This is a genomic window from Plantactinospora mayteni (assembly GCF_016862935.1).
Lineage (GTDB): Bacteria > Actinomycetota > Actinomycetes > Mycobacteriales > Micromonosporaceae > Plantactinospora > Plantactinospora mayteni.
Genome location: NZ_BONX01000022.1, coordinates 46,696 through 62,187, shown reverse-complemented (window position 1 = coordinate 62,187; position 15,492 = coordinate 46,696). Strand labels below are relative to the sequence as shown.

At 72.9% G+C, this 15,492-nt stretch carries 13 protein-coding genes; 7 read left to right on the top strand and 6 right to left on the bottom strand.

The window, feature by feature from the left end; translation table 11 throughout:
• Window positions 1–89 precede the first annotated feature (89 nt).
• Window positions 90–470 (bottom strand): sensory rhodopsin transducer, encoded by a 381-nt coding sequence (locus tag Pma05_RS16240; protein ID WP_203858256.1) that lies wholly within the window; start codon window positions 468–470, stop codon window positions 90–92.
• Complete coding sequence (locus tag Pma05_RS16235) at window positions 470–1,660, bottom strand: D-arabinono-1,4-lactone oxidase (RefSeq protein WP_203858255.1); 1,191 nt, start codon at window positions 1,658–1,660, stop codon at window positions 470–472. The genes Pma05_RS16240 and Pma05_RS16235 overlap by 1 nt, the downstream gene beginning before the upstream one ends.
• A 310-nt stretch (window positions 1,661–1,970) precedes the next feature.
• Between Pma05_RS16235 and Pma05_RS16230 the strand changes: the two genes are divergently transcribed.
• The 3 genes from Pma05_RS16230 to Pma05_RS16220 all read left to right on the top strand — a co-directional run bounded on the left by Pma05_RS16230 (window position 1,971) and on the right by Pma05_RS16220 (window position 5,553).
• Complete coding sequence (locus tag Pma05_RS16230) at window positions 1,971–3,335, top strand: hemolysin family protein (protein ID WP_203858254.1); 1,365 nt, start codon at window positions 1,971–1,973, stop codon at window positions 3,333–3,335.
• Window positions 3,332–4,396 carry a hemolysin family protein gene (locus Pma05_RS16225; protein WP_203858253.1) on the top strand — a complete coding sequence of 355 codons (1,065 nt, stop codon included), beginning with the start codon at window positions 3,332–3,334 and terminating at the stop codon, window positions 4,394–4,396. Before Pma05_RS16230 ends, Pma05_RS16225 begins: the two co-directional genes overlap by 4 nt.
• Before the next feature lie 95 nt (window positions 4,397–4,491).
• On the top strand, window positions 4,492–5,553 hold the full coding sequence (locus Pma05_RS16220; protein WP_203858252.1) for a sporulation protein: 1,062 nt from the start codon (window positions 4,492–4,494) through the stop codon (window positions 5,551–5,553).
• Between the two features lie 73 nt (window positions 5,554–5,626).
• Here Pma05_RS16220 and leuE read toward each other — a convergent pair whose 3' ends face one another.
• Both leuE and Pma05_RS16210 read right to left on the bottom strand, forming a co-directional pair.
• Window positions 5,627–6,295, bottom strand: coding sequence for a leucine efflux protein LeuE (gene leuE, locus Pma05_RS16215; RefSeq protein ID WP_203858251.1), 669 nt, complete (start codon window positions 6,293–6,295; stop codon window positions 5,627–5,629).
• A complete protein-coding gene (locus tag Pma05_RS16210) occupies window positions 6,292–7,491 on the bottom strand; it encodes a bifunctional pyridoxamine 5'-phosphate oxidase family protein/GNAT family N-acetyltransferase (protein WP_239312477.1) in 1,200 nt (399 codons plus the stop codon). The genes leuE and Pma05_RS16210 overlap by 4 nt, the downstream gene beginning before the upstream one ends.
• A 218-nt stretch (window positions 7,492–7,709) precedes the next feature.
• Between Pma05_RS16210 and Pma05_RS16205 the strand changes: the two genes are divergently transcribed.
• Both Pma05_RS16205 and Pma05_RS16200 read left to right on the top strand, forming a co-directional pair.
• Window positions 7,710–9,050 carry an aminotransferase class I/II-fold pyridoxal phosphate-dependent enzyme gene (locus tag Pma05_RS16205; RefSeq protein WP_203858249.1) on the top strand — a complete coding sequence of 447 codons (1,341 nt, stop codon included), beginning with the start codon at window positions 7,710–7,712 and terminating at the stop codon, window positions 9,048–9,050.
• Between the two features lie 214 nt (window positions 9,051–9,264).
• Window positions 9,265–9,963, top strand: a complete 699-nt coding sequence (locus tag Pma05_RS16200) for a UdgX family uracil-DNA binding protein (protein ID WP_203858248.1) — start codon at window positions 9,265–9,267, stop codon at window positions 9,961–9,963.
• Between the two features lie 162 nt (window positions 9,964–10,125).
• Here Pma05_RS16200 and Pma05_RS16195 read toward each other — a convergent pair whose 3' ends face one another.
• On the bottom strand, window positions 10,126–11,547 hold the full coding sequence (locus tag Pma05_RS16195; RefSeq protein WP_203858247.1) for an Nramp family divalent metal transporter: 1,422 nt from the start codon (window positions 11,545–11,547) through the stop codon (window positions 10,126–10,128).
• A 106-nt stretch (window positions 11,548–11,653) separates the two neighbouring features.
• Entirely contained in the window at window positions 11,654–12,523 is an 870-nt protein-coding gene (locus tag Pma05_RS16190; protein WP_203858246.1) for a shikimate dehydrogenase, read from the bottom strand.
• Between the two features lie 254 nt (window positions 12,524–12,777).
• Between Pma05_RS16190 and Pma05_RS16185 the strand changes: the two genes are divergently transcribed.
• Window positions 12,778–13,452: a TetR/AcrR family transcriptional regulator gene (locus Pma05_RS16185; protein WP_239312475.1), complete on the top strand. Its 675-nt coding sequence runs from the start codon at window positions 12,778–12,780 to the stop codon at window positions 13,450–13,452.
• A gap of 107 nt (window positions 13,453–13,559) precedes the next feature.
• Window positions 13,560–15,458: a bifunctional sugar phosphate isomerase/epimerase/4-hydroxyphenylpyruvate dioxygenase family protein gene (locus tag Pma05_RS16180; protein WP_203858245.1), complete on the top strand. Its 1,899-nt coding sequence runs from the start codon at window positions 13,560–13,562 to the stop codon at window positions 15,456–15,458.
• Window positions 15,459–15,492: the final 34 nt, after the last annotated feature.

Genomic DNA, 15,492 nt, shown 5'->3' with positions numbered 1-15,492 from the left:
CCGGGCTGGTCACGGTCCGGGCTGGTCACGGTCCGGGCTGGTCACGGTCCGGGCTGGTCACGGTCCGGGCTGGTCACGGTCCGGGCTGGTCAGGGGTCGGCGGGGAAGGCCATCGTGCCGGTCAGCCCGACGGAGCCGGGCAGCCGGGTGTCCTGGCGCAGGAACTGCACCACGACCGGGACCGGTGAGCGGACGACACAGCCGAACCGCCGGCCGAGCACGATCGCCTCGGGGTCGACCAGGTCGTTGAGGCGTACGTGTCGGATCCGGCGGGCGCCGACCCTGACCGAGTACGGGCCGACCGGTTCCCGGTCCTCGTAGTAGACGGTGATCTCCAGTTCGGCCGGCTCGTCACCGGTGTTCAGTACGGACAACTGGTCGAAGCTGGTGAACTCCGGTTCCTCGCCGTTGCTGGGAAAGGGGATCCGGCCACCGGGGACCACCCAGACCCGCCCGCCGAGCCCGGCCATCAACCGTCCCTCAGCAGCCGGGCGAGGTCGGGGGTGAGGAACACCTCGTCCGGGTCGAGCCGGCGGCGCAGAGCCTGGAACCTGTCCCACTGTGGATAGACGCCGCGCAGTTCCCGGGCGGTCAGCGAGTGCTTCTTTCCCCAGTGCGGGCGGCCGTCGTACTGCCGGAACACCGCCTCCACGTCGGCGAAGTACTCCTCGTGCGGCAGGGAGTTGTTCTGTAGGCAGGCGATCGTCGTGGTGGCCCGGCCGTACTCGGGACTGAGCCAGACGTCGTCCTCGGCACAGGTGCGTACCAGGACCCGCCAGGCCACCCCGGCGCGGTGCCGGTCCAGGATCCGGTGCCGGATCTCGGTGAAGCAGGCGTGGAACGCCTCCGACGGGATGGCGTACTCGATCTCGTCGAAACGCAGCTCCCGGTGCCGGGGGATGGTCCGGTGGCTCGGGCCGGTCTCGGTGGTGCGGGGCTCGTCGGCCGGGGTGACGTCCGGCTCCTCGCCGCGCCGGTTGAGGGTGCGGATCTGCGTGGTGTCGGTGCGCGGATACCAGTAGAAGTCCATGTTCCGGTTCTGCCGCTGCAACTGGTGCAGGTGGTCGAGGGTCCAGGCGATCGACGAGCACCAGTTGCGCCGCCGCAGCTCGTAGGTGGGGCTGAGCCGCAGCGTCAGCGTGGTCACCACGCCGAGTACGCCGAGGGACAGTCGCGCCGCCGGCAGCAGCTCGGGATTCTGCCGCCCGGAGATCTCCAGCACCTCGCCGGTGCCGGTCACCAGCCGGACCCCGGCCACCTGGGTGGCGAGGTTGCCGAAGCGCGGGCCGGTGCCGTGCGTACCGGTGGCGGTGGCGCCGGCGATGGACTGCACGTTGACGTCACCCAGGTTGTCCATGGCGAGCCCGGCCTCGTAGAGCGCCTCGCCCAGTTCGCCGAGCGGCACCCCGGCGCCGACCGTGGCCAGCCGTGGCTCGTCGAGCCGGCGCACCGTCCGGGGCAGGCCGGCCAGGCTGACGAGTACGCCGTCGGTCCGGACCAGCGGACTGGACGAGTGTCCGGCGCCGACCGGCCGGAGCTTGGTCGAGGTCTGCCGGGCGCGTTCGACCAGTGCCCGGACGTCGTCCTCGTTCTCCGGCGTGGCGTACTCGCGCGGAGTGAACCGGAGGCTCCCTGACCAGTTGCGCCACTCCCGCCCCAACACGGCCTCCTGTTCTCGGCTGTCCGGCCGTCCGACTGTCCGGCGAGTCCGCCGAGTCCGGCTGCCCGACTGTCCGACTGTCCGGCAACCGCACGGTGAGGGGACGGATCGGGACACCGGTCTCTACCCCGGCCGGCGGGCCCGGAAACGGCTGGTCAGGACCGGTGGTGGTTGTCTGGGCGGTGGGCCGTGGGGCTCGGTAGGATGGTCTGGTGATCGACTCAACTGTCCAGGAGGGCAGCTGTAGCCAGCCGGGTCGGACCCGGCATCTCCCGCACCAGCCGCGACGACGGGGAGCGCTGAGCACCCCGTGTTGATCGCGATCGGTCTCGTCCTGATCATCCTGCTCACTGCGGCTACGGGTTACTTCGTCGCCCAGGAATTCGGTTACGTCGCCGTAGACCGGGGCAAACTGCGCCAGCTCGCCGAGGACGGCGACGCCGCCGCGCAACGCGCCCTCACGGTCACCGGACGGCTCTCCTTCATGCTCTCCGGAGCGCAACTCGGGATCACCGTCACCGCCCTGCTCGTCGGTTACGCCGCCGAGCCGTACCTCGGCGACGGCCTGGCCGACCTGCTCGGCACGGCGGGCGTCTCGGCCGCCGTCAGTACGCCGATCGCGGTCGTGTTGGCCCTGGTGATCGCCACCGTAGTGCAGATGGTCTTCGGGGAACTCGCCCCGAAGAACCTCGCCATCGTCCGGGCCGAGGCACTGGCCCGGGCCCTGAGCCGTTCCACCCTGCTCTACCTGGCCGTCGCCGGGCCGGTGATCCGGCTCTTCGACGCCGCCGCCACCCGGCTGCTGCGCCGGCTCGGCATCGAACCGGTGGAGGAACTGCCCAGCGGGGCGACGCCAGAGGACCTGGAACAGATCATCGCCGAGTCCCGCGAGGAGGGGCACCTCGACGCCGAGATGTCCACCCTGCTCGACCGGGGGCTCGACTTCCGGCAGCTCACCGCCGCCGAGGCGATGGTGCCCCGGGTCGACGTGCACACCGTACGGGCCGACGAGCCGCTCAGCCGGCTGGTCGAGCTGCTCGACACCGGGCACTCGCGCTTCCCGGTACGCGGCGCCGAGGGCGTGGACGACGTCATCGGGGTGGTCGGGATCGCCGACGTACTCGGGGTGCCGCCGGCGAAGCGCGGGACGACCCCGGTGGAGGCGGTCGCCGTACCCCCGTTGCTGGTGCCGGCGACGCTGCCGCTGCCGACGGTGCTGGACCGGCTGCGGGCCGGGCACCGCCAGCTCGCCTGCGTGGTCGACGAGTACGGCGGGTTCGCCGGGGTGATCACCCTGGAGGACATCGCCGAGGAACTGGTCGGGCCGATCCGGGACGAGGACGATCCGCCCGAGCGGGCCCCGGTCCGGCAGGCCGACGGCTCCTGGGTGGTGCCGGCCCGCTGGCGGATCGACGAGGTCGCCGACAGCACCGGGATCACCCTGCCCGAGGCGCCGGAATACGACACGCTCTCCGGTCTGGTGATGCGGGAGCTGGGCCGGATACCCGAGGTCGGTGACCGGCTGGAGATCAGGCTCTCCGCCGACGGGGAACCGGACCAGGAGGCGACGCTGCCCCGGGCCCACGTCGAGGTGCTGGCGGTCGACCGGCACGTCGCCGACTCGGTCCGGCTCCGGGTACTGGTGCCGCAGGCCGGAGCGGAGCGAACCGCGTGAATCCGACGTGGGCGTTGTTGATCTCGCTCTTGCTGCTCGCGCTGAACGGCTTCTTCGTGGCCGCCGAGTTCGCCCTGCTGGCCGCGAAGCGCTACCGGCTGGAGCAGGCCGCCGCCTCCGGTGGCCGGGCCGCCCGGGCGGCGCTGGACGGGGTACGCGAGCTGACCCTGATGCTGGCCGGTGCCCAGTTCGGCATCACCGTCTGCACGCTGGGGCTGGGTGCGCTCGCCGAGCCGGCGATCGAGCACCTGCTCAGCCCGGTGCTGCACGCGGTCGGCCTGCCCACCACGGCCAGCCACGTGATCGCGCTGGTGTTCGCGCTCGCCCTGGTCACCTTCCTGCACCTGGTGGTCGGCGAGATGGCCCCGAAGTCGTGGGCGATCACCGATCCGGAGCGCTCCGCGCTGCTGCTCGCGCTGCCGTTCCGGGCGTTCGCCCGGGTGGCCCGGCCGGTGCTCTCCGCGCTGAACGGGCTGGCCAACGTGACGTTGCGGCTGGCCCGGGTACGCCCCGAGGAACAGTTGGCGGTGGCGCACGGGCCGGAGGAGTTGCGGATGCTGCTCCAGCAGTCCCGCGAGCACGGCCTGCTCGCCGCCGACCAGCACGAGATGCTGACCAGCATGCTCGAACTCCAGGGCACCACCGTCGAGCAGGTGATGGAGCCGGTCGAGACGATCGTCTCGGTACGCCCCGACGACTCCGCGGAGCGGATCGAGGAGGTGTGCCGGTCCAGCGGCCGGTCCCGGCTGGCCGTCTTCGAGGCGCCGGGTGAGGTGGCCGGGCTGGTGCACGTCCGGGAGGCGGTCCGGGTCACCACCGCCGGGCGGACGGCGACGGCGCGGGAGTTGATGACCATGCCGTTCACCCTGGAGGCGACCGCGACGGTAACCGAGGCGGTGGCCGCGATGCGGGCCGAACAGGTGCAGTTGGCGCTGGTCAGCAACGGTGCCGGTGCCGGCCGGCCGATCGGCTTCGTCGCCCTGGAGGACCTGCTGGAAGAGGTCATCGGGGAGTTCGACGACGAGACCGACCCGATCCCTCGGGGCCGCCGGCTGCGCTGAGCGTCCGGCGCACCCGCCCCGACAGCCGGCTTCCCGGGGACGAACTGGGACGCGCGACTTCCCGGCGTCGGTCGGGTGCGGCGGAGCGCGCCCGGATGGCGAACGCCGGGCGGGCACGGGAGGGGGCGACGGTGGGCTTCGGGGGACTCCTGCCGGGTTCGGGACTGACCGTGCGGACCACGCTGACGAATCCGAGTACCCGGCCGGGGCTGTCGCTGCCCGGCCGGGTCACCCTCACCGCCGGCCGGTCGCCGGTGACGGTGGACGGGGTGACGCTCGGCCTGGTCACCCGGGTCGAGCCGGCCGGTGGCGAGGTGGAATACCTGCCGGTGGAGTTCCACCGGGTGGCCGCCGCCGGGGCGCTCGTGCTGGCGCCGGGCGAGCGCCGGATCCTCGACTTCGGCGTGCCGGTGCCGTGGGAGACGCCGGTGACGGTGGTCGACGGGCACTGCCTGCTCAACCTGCGGATGGGGCTGCGGGCCGAGGTCGCGGTCAGCGCCCTGCTCGACCGGGGCGACCTGCGCCCGGTGTACGTGCACCCGCTGCCCGCCCAGGCGGGAGTGCTCGGCGCGTTGACCGAACTGGGCTTCGAGTTGCGGCAGGTCGGACTGCTCGCCGAACGGCTGCCCGGGATCGACCAGAAGCTGCCGTTCCACCAGAAGATCGCGTACTGGGCGGCGCCGCTCTACGGCGGCCCGTTCAGCGAGCTGGAGGTCTCGTTCTTCACCGACCCGTACCGGGTGGAGGTGCTCTTCGCGCTGGACCGTCGGGTGGCGCTGGCCGGTGCCGGGCACGTCAGCTTCAGCCGGTTCCGGGTGGACCACCGGGGCGCGGCGGACCTCGACTGGATCACCGTGCTGGACAGTTGGCTCCGGTACGCCGTACAGCGGCACTCGGCCACCGCCGCCGGCTACCAGGTACGGACGGACCGCCGTCCGTCGCCGCCGCCCCGACCGACCGATCCCGACCAGTCGCACCCCGGCCCGTCCGGGACCAACACCCGGGACAGCGCGCCGCCGGGCGAGGAGCCCAGCGGTGCCGCGCCGGCCGCCGGCCACGATCCGGACCGGGGGCTGCGTCCGATCGGCGGCGGTGAGGGCGGGATGGGCGGCGGCGCGGGCGGTGCCGCCGGCGGCAGTGGCGGTGCCGGGATCTGAGACCGGGTCCCCGCCGGTGGCCCGGGGTGGTGCCGGGATCTGAGACTCGGACCCTGCCGGTGGCCGGGGGTGGTCAGCCGGCGCTGGCGGTGGCGAGCTTGATGCCGAAGCCGAGGAAGAGCGCGCCGATCCCGGTGGTCGCCCCGGCGGCCAGTCGCCGGCGGCGGCGGAACTGGACGGCCAGGAAGGTGCCGGTGAAGATCAGCACGGTCAGGTAGAGCGCGCTGGTGACCTGGGCGATCGCGCCGAGCAGCAGGAACGACAGCGCCGGGTAGGAGTAGGCCGGGTCGACGAACTGGATGAAGAACGAGATGAAGAAGAGGATCGCCTTCGGGTTCAGCAGGCTGATCACCGCCGCCCGCCGGAACGGCCGGTCGGCCGCCGCCGGCCGGGTGTCGACCAGCGGCGCCACCGCCGGGTCGTTCCGGGTACGCCAGCGCTGCCACGCCCCGCGCAGCATCATCAGCCCGACGTAGCCCAGGTAGGCCGCGCCGACGTACTTGATCACCATGAAGATCGGCGGGTACGCCTTCAGTAGCGAGGCCACCCCGGCGGCGGAGAGCGCCATCAGCACCGCGTCGCCGAGGAAGACCCCGGCGGCGGCCCGGTAGCCGGCGCGTACCCCGGTCTTCGCGGCGGTGGTGAGCACGTAGAGCGAGTTCGGTCCGGGCAGCAGGATGATGGCCACCGTGCCGAGCACGTAGGTCCAGATGTCGGTGATCCCCAGCACGCCGGTCATCATCGCCCGGCCGGGACCGCCTGTCGAAGCCTTTCCTGGAGCCTGACCTGTGCTTTCGGCCACTCGTCGGCGAGCATCGCGTACTGCACGGTGTCCCGCCACGAGCCGTCCGGCCGCTGCCGGTGCCGCCGGAGCACCGCCTCCCGGGTGGCGCCGAGCCGCTCGATGGCGCGCTGCGACCGCTCGTTGCGGAGGTCGGTGTGCCAGACCACCCGCTCCGCGCCGAGTTCGGTGAACGCCCTCGTCAGCAGCAGCAGCTTCGCCTCGGTGTTCACCCCGGTACGCCACCAGCGCCGGCCCAGCCAGGTGTGTCCGATCGCGACCGAGCGGTGCCCGGGGTCGATCTCGTAGAAGGAGGTGGTGCCGAGCACCTCACCGGTCGCCGCGTCGAGTTGCACCCACGGCACCCGCTCGCCCCGCCAGTGCGCGTCCAGCGCGATCCGGACGATCTCGGCCAGCCCGGTCGGGTCGGCCGGCTGGGCGGCGCTGAGATGGGTCCAGACCTCCGGGTCACGGGTGGCCGCGTAGAGGGCGTCGACGTGGGACTCGGCCAGCGGTTCGAGCCGGACGTGTGCGCCGGACATCGGTACCGGGGTGTGCCAGGGGGAGCGGTCGGGGCGCAGGTACGCCGGCAGTGGGGCGGTCACCCCGGCGTCCGGCTCGGGCCGCCCGGCGACGGTACGCAGCGGCAGCACGCCGGCCCAGTGCGGCAGGTCGTAGTCGCCGGGCTCGTCGCGTACGCCTCCGGTGCGGGTGCGTACCGAGACCTCGCGCAGCGGCAGTGCCAGCAGGGCGGTCTCGGCCAGCTCGCGGCGGCTCGGTGCCCGGCTGTCGGCGCTCCGGCCCCGGCCGACCTTCTCGACCAGCGCGGTCAGCACCCGCCGCTTCTCCGCCTCGTCGGCGACCAGCCGGGCGGTGCCGTGCGCGACCAGCGAACGGTAGTTGGCGCTGTGGTGGAACTGGGAGCGGCCGTAGACCAGCCCGTCCAACCGGGTCACCGCGACGCAGACCGGCAGCCCGGCGTCGGACCGGGCGGCCAACAGTGGCCGACTGCCGGTCGAGCCGTGCAGATAGAGCGTGTCGCCGATCCGGACGTGCAGGGTGGGCAGGATCCGGGGCTCGCCGTCCACGGTGAACCCGAGGTGGCAGTGGTACGCCTCGTCGAGCAGGTCGTGCGCGGCGGACCGCTGGTAGCTCATCCTCGACCGGTCGCGGGTGGCGGTGCTCCGCCGAGTCTGCGGATAGGTCTCAGACGCACCGCTCGGCTGCGTCTGCGTCCGTATCTGCGTCTCGGGCTGCGGCTGGGGCTGCGTCTCGGGCGGCGGCTGCGGCTGGGGCTGGTTCTGCGGCTGGGACCGGGGCTGGGGCTGCTCGGACATCTCGCGTCTGCCCTTTGTTATAGTACAATCCTCAAACTGTGACAGCACATTATCAGATCGCCGGGACGACGGCAGCCGAGATATCGGCCAGCGTGGAGACCGGCGTCCGGACCGGGGAGTTGCCGGCCGGGGCCGCGCTGCCCGCCGTACGGGCCCTCGCGCAGCGGCTTCGGGTCAGCCCGGCGACGGTTGCCAAGGCGTACCAGGGACTGCGGCAACGCGGGGTGGTGGAGACCGCCGGGCGCAACGGCACCCGGATCCGCCCCACCCCACCGGTCACCGCTCGCCGGGCCGCACTCCGGCTTCCCGCGCCGCCCGGCGCGCTCGACCTCTCGGTCGGCGAGCCCGACCCCGGGCTGCTCCCGCCGATCGGCCCGTACCTGGCCGCGCTGGCCGAGACCGCCGGTGCGTCGGTCAACTACCGGGGCGGCGGCGTACTCCCCGAACTCGTCGACGCGGCCCGGGAGCGGCTGGCCGCCGACGGGGTACCGGCCGAGGCGGTGACGGTGACCGGCGGCGCCTCGGATGGCATCGAACGGCTGCTGGTCAGCAACCTGAGCCCCGGTGACGCGGTCGCGATCGAGGATCCGGGCTGGGCCAACACCATCGACCTGGTCGCCACGCTCGGGCTGCGGGCGGTGCCGATGCCGGTCGACGACGCCGGACCCACCCCGGCCGGACTGCGCGCCGCGCTGGGGGCCGGTGCCCGGGCGGTGCTGGTGACCAGCCGGGCGCAGAACCCGACCGGGGCGGTGGTCACCGCCGAGCGCGCGACGGCCCTGCGTGCCGCCCTGGCCGACCATCCCGACGTACTGCTGATCGAGGACGACCACGCCGCCGAACTCTCCGTCGAGCCGCTGCACAGCCTGGCCGGCGCCACCCGGAACTGGGCCTTCGTCCGCTCGGCCAGCAAGCCGTACGGGCCGGACCTGCGGCTGGCCGTGCTCGCCGGGGACGAGGTGACCGTGGCCCGGGTGGCGGGCCGGCTGCGGGTCTGCTCCGGCTGGGTCTCCACGCTGCTGCAACGGCTCACCCTCGCACTGTGGCGGGATCCGGCGGTCGCCGAGCGGATCGCGCTGGCTCGGGCGAGTTACGCCGAGCGGGTCGCCGCGCTGCGCGCCGCACTCGCCGAGCGCGGGCTGGCCGGGCGCGGCCGTACCGGAATAAACGTCTGGTTGCCGGTGCCCGACGAGACCCGGGCGGTCGCGGTGCTGCGCGACGCCGGCTACGTGGTCGCGCCCGGCTCGCTGTTCCGGTTGGCCAGCGGTCCGGGTATCCGGATCACCGTCAGCCCGCTCGCCGAGGCGGACATCTCGCGGCTGGCCGACGCGCTCGCCCAGGCCGCCGCCCCCGCCACCCCAACCACCCTGAGCGTCTGACTCCCGCTCCGCCGCGCGTGCTCCGCGTGTCAGGATCGCCAAGATTCTTGGCGAATAATGAACCTTTTTCAACCTGAACCGCGCGGCGCTCACGCCCCGCCTCCGACAAGGTTCAATGGTCAGCGGCCAACCACAAGTCGCCAAGAATCTTGGGAGCCGCCACGCCGGCCGGCGTTGGTGCGTGATCCGGGAGGTACGGGGTAGAACATGCGCTATGCCTGAGACGGAGACCGCTCCCGGAGCGCAGCAGTTCATCCCACCCGGCACCGACAGCCTGGCCGCGCTGCGTGACGCGGCCGGTGGCTGTCGGGGCTGCGAGCTGTACCGGGACGCCACCCAGACGGTCTTCGGCCGGGGCGACGAGCACGCCCGGGTCGTCTTCGTCGGCGAGCAGCCCGGCGACATGGAGGACCAGAAGGGGCTGCCGTTCGTCGGACCGGCCGGGCACCTGTTGCGGCGGGCGGTGGACGAGGCGGGCATCGACCCGGCACACCTCTACATCACCAACGCGGTCAAGCACTTCCGGTTCGAGATGCGCGGCAAGCGCCGGCTGCACAAGACGCCGGACCGGGTGCACATCGTCGCCTGCCGGCCCTGGCTGGTCGCCGAGTTCGCCCGGCTGCATCCCGAGGTCGTGGTGGTACTCGGCGCGACGGCGGCCAAGGCACTGCTCGGCCCGTCGTTCCGGGTCACCCAGTCCCGGGGCGTACTCCTGCCCTGGCCGGAGTCGGCGCAGCGCCCGCAGGACTTCGCCAAGGTGCCGGTCGGGCCGACCGGTCAGCGGGAGTCGGTCCCGCCGACCCGGCTCGTCGCCACCATCCACCCGTCCGCGGTGCTCCGCGCCGACGACCGGGACGCCGCGTACGCCGGCCTGGTCGACGACCTGAAGGTGGTGGCCGGAGCGCTCGGCTGAGGTCCGGGATCGGCCTGCCCGGGGTGCTCGGCGCCGAGGGCCGCGATCGGCTCGCCCGGGGCGGGTGTGATCTTGCCCCGGCGTGCCCGCCACATTGCGGCGACGGCTGGTGTCGACCGCATGGTGCCGACCCGGTGACGGGTCGGCACCAGCGTGGACCGGTCAGAGCCGTTGGAGCTGGGTGACCACCATCGCGACGGCGAAGAAGCCGTAGAAGCCGATCGCCACCAGCATGCCGCCGAGCCGCCAGCCCCGCATCCGGATGGCCGACGGCAGGTCCCGGACGTTCAGCCGGACCAGCAGGATCGAGTAGAGCAGGGTGACCACCGAGGCCGCGCAGGTGGAGACGATCAGCAGGCCGAGCGGTTGACTGAAGCCGGCGAGCAGGATGACCGAGCCGAGCAGGATCTCGGCCCAGACCACCGCGAGATAGAGCCGGGACTCGGTCCACCGGGCGGAGGTGGCGAGGTAGTTGCGCCGGAGGAAGTCGCCGGCAACCCGGCCGATGACGTCGAGCAGCCCCATCGCGGCGGCCCAGAGCGAGACCACGGCGATCGCGAAGAAGAGCAGCTTGAGCCAGGTGCCGACCTCGGACGCCAGCACCTCGCCCTCGATCCGCAGGAACGACGGGTCGTTCGTCAGGTCGTCCCGGCCGAAGAGGGTCTGGTAGGCGAGCAGGCACATGATCGTGATCGTCACGAAGCAGACCAGCGCGAAGGTGAAGAAGTGCTCGATGTTGGCGCGCTTCCACCAGGTCGCCCAGCGGGCCAGGCTCCCCGCGTCCTGCGGGAAGGCGTACCGGTCCGAGCCGGCGGCCTCCTCCTGGCCGGTGATCGGCGAGACGAGCCGGGGTACGTGCGCGCCCATCCCGTACCGCTTGTCCCGGATCCAGTTGCTCAGCACCAGGTTGTGCACCCCGCCGGCACCGGCGGCGCCGATCGCGCTGAGCAGCAGGGTGAAGGTGATCCCGGCCGGGATCTGCCCGAAGCCGACGACGGTCTCCGCCGCGCCCTCGCCCCAGGTACTCAGCGAGATCACGAAGACCACCACCACGGCCAGGAAGAACAGGGTGAGCGCGACCTTGACCATCTCGACCCGTTCGACGGTCCGGTAGATCACCTTGGAGACCGAGAGCAGTACGCCGATGGCGACGAGTACGCCGACCGTGATCCAGACCGTGTCACCGCCCCCGACCAGGTACGTGAGGACGGCGGAGCCGCTGGTGGCCCAGCCGGGCCAGACGTACTGGAACGCCCCGGCGAGGCAGATGATGACGCCCCAGCCCTTCCACCAGCGGGAGAACCCGGCGACCACGGTCTGCCCGGTGGCCAGGGTGTAGCGCTCGATTTCCATGTTGATGACGAACTGGACGGCGAGGGTGGCGATCGCCAGCCAGAGCAGGCCGAGCCCGCCGAGCGCGGTGAGGTAGGGCCAGAGGATGAGTTCCCCGGCCGCCATCCCGATCCCGACCGCCACCACGCCGGGGCCGACCATCCGGCGCAGCGGCATCGGTTCGGGCAGTTCGCGGGCGACCGGGTCGTCCGGGGGTGCGGTGGTGTCGGGGGTGGTGGCCTGTCGGCTCATCGGATACTCCGGGGGTGGTGTGGGGGTGTGTCGGGGGAGCGGATCATCCACTCAGGACGATCGGTGGTGTGGGACGCGCCGTGCGGCGGTGACCGCGCGGCACCGTTCAGGTGGCGTGCCGAGCCCGCCCGGCGAGCAGCAGGTCGAGGTGGCGCAGCATCCGGCCGGTGTCCGGGGTCCGACCGGTGAACAGTTGGAACGCGGCGGCGGCCTGGAAGACACACATGCCGGTCCCGCCGACCGCCCGCAGTCCGGCCGCCCGGGCTGCGCTGAGCAGTTCGGTCTCGACCGGCATGTAGATGACGTCCAGCACCCACAGGCCGGGATGGAGCAGCGCGACCGGCAGCGGTACCCCCGGATGTGCCCGCATCCCGACCGGGCTGGTGTTGACGAGCCCGTCGGCGGCGCCGACGGCGGCCGGAAGTTCGTCCGGGCCGGCCACCGCGATCCGTTCGGTGTCGAACCGGATGCTCAGGGTCTCGGCGAGCAGGCCGCGCCGGTCCGGGTCCGGATCGACCACGGTGAGGTGCCCGACGCCGGCCTCCAACTGGGCGTACGCGCAGGCGGCGCCCGCGCCGCCGGCCCCGAGCTGCACCACCCGGCCGGTGGCGGCGCCCACCAGCTCGCGCCGGAACGACTCGGTGAAGCCGTAGGCGTCGGTGTTGTGGCCGATCCGCCGCCCGTCCTCGAAGACGACGGTGTTGACCGCGCCGATGCCGTCGGCCGGTGGGGTGAGCCGGTCGAGCAGCTCGATCACCTGTTGTTTGAACGGATGGGTGACGTTCAGCCCGACGAATCCGGCCGCCTCGGCATCCTCCAGCAGCCGGGGCAGCTCGGCCGGGGTGCCCGGCCGGTCGACGTCGAGCAGCGAGTACGACAGGTCGAGGCCGTGCTGTCGACCCTCGGCCTCGTGCAGCGCCGGTGACAGCGAGGCGCCGATGCCCGATCCGATCAACCCGTACCGGCAGCTGTGCATGGTGCTCCCGTCCTGGTGCTGCGATGCGGCGTGCGTGCGGCGTGCGTGCGGCATCCCTGCGTGCGGCGTGCGTGCGGCGTGCGGCTTGCGTGCGTGGGTGCGGCGTGCGGTGTGGCGTGTTGCTGCGGTCCGGGCGGCGGGTACGAGCGGTGGATCGGGGACCGGCATCGGCTAATGTACGAACTGGTACGTTAGTTATCCGCCTCGGTGCCGGGCCTGTCAAGGGCGGGTCGGGCTCACGGCACACTGGTCCCGTGGCGGAGATTCGGAGGGACGAGGCGATGACCCTGCGGGCGGCACCGGAGGTGGAGCGGCGGCGGGACGCGGAACGCACCCGGGCCGACATCATCGACGTCGCCACCGACGAGTTCGCCAACCGGGGCTACAGCGGTGCCCGGGTCGACGAGATCGCCGCCCGGACCCGCACCACCAAACGGATGATCTACTACTACTTCGGTGGCAAGGAGCAGCTCTACCTCGCCGTCCTGGAGCGCGCCTACGGCGAGATCCGGGCCGCCGAGCGGGGCGTCGACGTCGACCACCTGGAGCCGGTGGCCGCGGTCCGGCGCCTCGCTGAGGTCACCTTCGACCACCACGAGGCGCACCCGGCCTTCATCAAGCTGGTCGGGGTGGAGAACGCCCAGCAGGCGGCGCACATGACCCACGTCGCCCGGCTGGTCGACCTGAACAGTTCCGCCGTCGACCTGCTGCGCGGCGTACTGGAGCGGGGGCAGCGGGCCGGCACGTTCCGGTCCGACGTGGACGCGCTGGACGTACACATGATGATCAGTGCGTACTGCTTCTTCCGGGTCGCCAACCGGCACACCTTCGCCGCGCTCTTCGACCGTGACCTGCTCGATCCGACCAACCGCCAGCACTACCGGACCATGCTCGCCGAGATGGTCATCGGCTACCTCCGCCGCAGCTGACCCGCGCCCCCCGGACGCCGCCGCTGACCCGCGCGTCCCCCCGGACGCCGCCGCGAACGGACGTCCCCGGAGGCCGCCGTTGACCGTACCGCCGGGAAAGGTGCGCCATGACCAGCAGCCGCCGTTCCGCTCCGACCCCGCCGCCGTCCGGGGCGGCCGGCGTACCGCGCCGGGCCGTGGCCACCGTCTGCCTCTCCGGCACCCTCGAGGACAAGCTCGCCGCCGCCGCGGCGGCGGGGTTCGACGGCATCGAACTCTTCGAGAACGACCTGGTGGTCGCGCCGTGGTCACCGGCCGAGGTACGCGCCCGCTGCGCCGACCTCGGCCTCGCCATCGAGCTGTACCAGCCGTTCCGGGACTTCGAGGCGGTGCCGGCCGACCTGCTGCGCGCCAACCTCGACCGGGCCGAGCGGAAGTTCGACGTGCTGGCCGAACTCGGCGCCGACACCCTGCTGGTCTGCTCGTCGGTCGCACCGGCGGCGCTCGACGACGACGCGCTCGCGGTCGACCAGCTCGGGCTGCTGGCCGACCGGGCCGCCGCCCGAGGGATCCGGATCGCCTACGAGGCCCTGGCCTGGGGCCGGCACGTCTCCACCTGGGACCACGCCTGGCGGATCGTCGCCCGGGCCGACCACCCCGCGCTCGGCCTCTGCCTGGACTCGTTCCACGTGCTGTCCCGGGAGGTCGACCCGGCCGGCATCGCCGGGATCACCCCGGGAAAGATCTTCTTCCTGCAACTCGCCGACGCGCCGCGGCTGCGGATGGACGTCCTGCAATGGAGCCGGCACCACCGGCTCTTCCCCGGGCAGGGCGCGTTCGACCTGGCCGGCTTCGTCGGGCTCGTGCTCTCCGCCGGGTACGCCGGACCGCTCTCCCTGGAGGTCTTCAACGACGTCTTCCGGCAGTCCGATCCGGCCCGTACCGCCGTCGACGCGATGCGCTCCCTGGTCCACCTGGAGGACGGCCTGCACCCGACCGACCGGCCGGAGGACCGGCGGCAGCGCCGGCTGCCGGTGGCACCCGGGCTGACCGGCCACTCCTTCACCGAGTTCGCCGTGGACGGCCGGTCCGGCCCGGTCCTTCAGGACGTGCTCCGGGGACTCGGCTTCACGCACACCGGGCAACACCGCTCCAAGCCGGTCCAGCTCTGGGAACAGGGTGGCTGCCGGGTGGTGCTGAACAGCGCGGTGACCCGCCCGCAGGCGTCCGGCACCGCCGCGATCAGCGCGTTCGCGCTGACCACCACCGATCCGCACCGGGCTGTCGACCGGGCCGGGGCGCTGCACGCGCCGGTACTGCCCCGGCGCCGTGGCCCGGGTGAGGCGGAGCTGGCGGCGGTGGCCGCCCCGGACGGTACCTCGGTCTTCTTCGCCGAGCCCGACGACGGTTGGCGGGCCGACTTCCTGCCGACCGGGAACGAGGTCGGGGCCGGTGCCGGACTCGTCGCCACCGACCACCTCGGGCTGACCCAGCCCTTCGACCACTTCGACGAGGCGGGGCTCTTCTACCGCTCGGTGCTCGGGCTGCGCCAACTCGGCACCGAGGAGTACGCCGCACCGTTCGGGCTGATGCGCTCCCGTGGCTTCACCGACCCGGGTCGGGCGGTCCGGCTGGCCCTCACCGTCGCCGTGCTCCGCCGGGGCGAATGGGCCCCGTCCGTCGCCGATCCGCAGCACGTGGCCTTCGGCACCGATGACATCTTCGGCACCGCCGCCGCCCTGGACCGGCTCGGCACCGGCACCCTGCGGATCTCCGACAACTACTACGCCGACCTGGTAGCCCGGTTCGGACTGGCCGAGGAGACGGTACGGCGGCTCCGCCGGTACGGCATCCTCTACGACCGCGACCCGCGCGGCGGCGAGCTGCTGCACCTCTACACCCCGGTCTACGGCGGCCGGATCTTCTTCGAGGTGCTGCACCGCCGGGGCGGCTACGACGGCTTCGGCGACGCCAACGCGCCGGTCCGGATGGCCGCGCACCGGTACCGGCGACTCGCCGAGGTCTGAGCGCCGCTCGGGGATGTGGTCGGCCCGGCCGGCG

Coding starts and splice junctions, on each gene's coding strand:
- Pma05_RS16240 (WP_203858256.1), bottom strand. CDS start 470: ATGGCCGGGCTCGGCGGGCGGGTCTGGGTGGTCCCCGGTGGCCGGATC.
- Pma05_RS16220 (WP_203858252.1), top strand. CDS start 4,492: ATGGCGAACGCCGGGCGGGCACGGGAGGGGGCGACGGTGGGCTTCGGG.
- leuE (WP_203858251.1), bottom strand. CDS start 6,295: ATGATGACCGGCGTGCTGGGGATCACCGACATCTGGACCTACGTGCTC.
- Pma05_RS16210 (WP_239312477.1), bottom strand. CDS start 7,491: ATGAGCTACCAGCGGTCCGCCGCGCACGACCTGCTCGACGAGGCGTAC.
- Pma05_RS16200 (WP_203858248.1), top strand. CDS start 9,265: ATGCCTGAGACGGAGACCGCTCCCGGAGCGCAGCAGTTCATCCCACCC.
- Pma05_RS16195 (WP_203858247.1), bottom strand. CDS start 11,547: ATGAGCCGACAGGCCACCACCCCCGACACCACCGCACCCCCGGACGAC.
- Pma05_RS16190 (WP_203858246.1), bottom strand. CDS start 12,523: ATGCACAGCTGCCGGTACGGGTTGATCGGATCGGGCATCGGCGCCTCG.
- Pma05_RS16180 (WP_203858245.1), top strand. CDS start 13,560: ATGACCAGCAGCCGCCGTTCCGCTCCGACCCCGCCGCCGTCCGGGGCG.